Source organism: Bacillus sp. GMs2/2 (genome assembly GCF_050172095.1).
Classification (GTDB): Bacteria; Bacillota; Bacilli; order Bacillales; family Bacillaceae_G; genus Bacillus_A; species Bacillus_A cereus.
This window is the reverse complement of record NZ_JBNLYE010000526.1, coordinates 1-2,238: the sequence shown is the minus strand read 5'-3', so window position 1 is coordinate 2,238 and position 2,238 is coordinate 1. Positions and strand designations below refer to the sequence as shown.

Sequence of the window (2,238 nt, the reverse complement as noted above, 5' to 3'; positions counted from 1 at the left end):
ATATTTTATCAAGTTAATTATATATGGGTATTTTAGTACGGTCCCCACTCAATATTCACCCCAACAATAAGAAAAACAAGTCCAATGATAAACCAAATGAGTGCAAGTGGAGCCATGAAACGAATCCATTTTCCATAAGAAATCCCGCTTGCTGCGAGAACGCCCATTAAAACACCGGAAGTTGGATTAAGGCAGTTTACTACACCCTCGCCGAGCATAACAGCCTGTACTGTAACTTGGCGTGTAATGTGCATGAAATCAGCTAATGGAGCTAATATCGGAATAAAAATAACCGATTCTCCTGTCCCGGATGAAATAAGGAAATGTAATGCAGCACTACTTACGTACATACCGATAACGCCAAATACAGGGCTTTGTCCTTCAAGAGACTGTGCGAGTTGGTTAACGATAGTATCAAGTAATTTGCCTTGTTCTAAAATGACTGAAATACAACGAGCCATTCCAACGATTAGAGCACCGTAGATAAGATTTTGGCAGCCAGTTAGAAAAGTAGATGCGATATCGTTTGCTTTCATACCACCTATTATTCCGGCTGTAATTGCTATGAAAATAAAAGTAGCGGTCATTTCTGCGTCCGTCCAATGTAGACGAAAAGCGCCTATTAAAAATGCAATTAATGATAAAGCTGCAACGAGTAAAATTAATTTATGACGTATCGTCCAAGGAACTTCCTTTTTCTCTGCTTCTTTTTCGCTTGAAAGAGCGTTACTTGGAAACCAGTTGTCGCCAAGGATGCTTCCTTTATTCGATTTTTTCAAGCGCTTTACATACCAATTAATATAAAGGATAGTGGCAAGTAAAAAAGATATATAGATAGCTGTGCGTAAACCAATTCCCGAAAACATCGGAAGTTCTGCGATCTTTTGTGAAATGCCTAAAGGTGAGGGGGATAAAATAGTAGCGTTAAAACCAGCATAAGTGCCTAAATAAATAATTGCTACGCCAACGATAGCGTCCCATTTTAATGTGCGGGCAACGATGATGCCGATAGGGATAAAGCCGATAACTGAGTTAACGATAATGCCAGTCGTTCCGAGAATGGAAAAGAGTGCAGCGACAATACATATGAAAAGTAATTGCTGATTACGAAATTTGTTAATAACATGATAGATTAAACCGTCAAGGGCACCTGTCTTTTCAAGAATTGCAATGGCTCCACCTGTAAATAAAATTAGAAAGATAATAGGAGCAGCAAGTGTCATTCCTTTTTCAATAGCGGTAAAAAAAGAAACAAATCCTACAGGTGATTGTGGAACAGAATGATAGCTTCCCGGTATTGTCGTTGTAACGGTCCCATTTGTAACTCTTTTAAATTCTCCAGCGGGAACGAAATAAGTAGCAATGGCGCAAAGTAAAGCAATAAAAAATAGTAGTACGTACGCATCAGGCATTTTAAACTTTTGTTTACTAGGTTGTTTTTTTGCCTCAGTTTGTATTTGCATAAAATCCCTCCTTCTTCACTTGGTTAATTTTTAATATTCTGAATTTAATCTGTGAAATAGATTATAATAAAGGTAGCTTCTTAAGGCAATAGTTTTTGTATCCTTTTCCCGTACATACAAATTATTGCAATATTAGACAGGGAAACGATAATAAGCCAAGAATATGTTATGTAGAAAGAAAAAGGAAAAGAGGGAACAAGATGTGGAAAACTACAAATCTATGTGATGAATTTGAAAAGGAATTACAAATATGTCGCCAGTCTTTTCGGTCTTTTGGGAAGAAAGAACAATTCCACGGGAAAATTGCAACTGTAAAAGTAAAAGATGATAATGTACTAGTGAAGGAAGGATTGCAAACATTACCAGAAGGAACAGTATTAGTTGTTGATGGCGGAGCGTCTAGGAATTGTGCATTACTTGGTGATAATTTGGCAGCTATTGCGGAAGAAAGAAAGCTAGCAGGAATTATTGTGAATGGGTATGTTCGTGATTCTAGTGAACTAAAGAATATTAATATTGGTATTTTAGCGTTAGGGACAATGCCAAATAGAAGTGTGAAAGAAGGAAAAGGAGAACGAAATATTTCATTGCATTTTGGACAAGTGGATTGGAATCCAAATGAATATGTTTATGCGGATGAAGATGGCGTCATTATTAGTGAAAAGAGTTTACATAGTTAAGAGTTAATAAGTTATTATTCTTAGAAAATAAATCCGATAAAGCATGGACAAAATTCTTTGTCAATAGTAAAATAATACAGAAATTTAAAATTTAC

The 2,238-nt window shown here is 36.2% G+C and carries 2 protein-coding genes; one reads left to right on the top strand and one right to left on the bottom strand.

What is annotated here, in order from left to right; all coding sequences use genetic code 11:
- Window positions 1–32 precede the first annotated feature (32 nt).
- Window positions 33–1,463 carry a YfcC family protein gene (locus tag ACQGS6_RS26955; RefSeq protein WP_001166972.1) on the bottom strand — a complete coding sequence of 477 codons (1,431 nt, stop codon included), beginning with the start codon at window positions 1,461–1,463 and terminating at the stop codon, window positions 33–35.
- Between the two features lie 200 nt (window positions 1,464–1,663).
- On the opposite strand from ACQGS6_RS26955, the gene rraA reads away from it, so the two are divergent.
- Window positions 1,664–2,143, top strand: coding sequence for a ribonuclease E activity regulator RraA (gene rraA, locus ACQGS6_RS26950; protein WP_326318593.1), 480 nt, complete (start codon window positions 1,664–1,666; stop codon window positions 2,141–2,143).
- Window positions 2,144–2,238: the final 95 nt, after the last annotated feature.

Excerpts from the sequence above, each read along its gene's own strand:
- ACQGS6_RS26955 (WP_001166972.1), bottom strand. The coding sequence starts at position 1,463 with ATGCAAATACAAACTGAGGCAAAAAAACAACCTAGTAAACAAAAGTTT.
- rraA (WP_326318593.1), top strand. The coding sequence starts at position 1,664 with ATGTGGAAAACTACAAATCTATGTGATGAATTTGAAAAGGAATTACAA.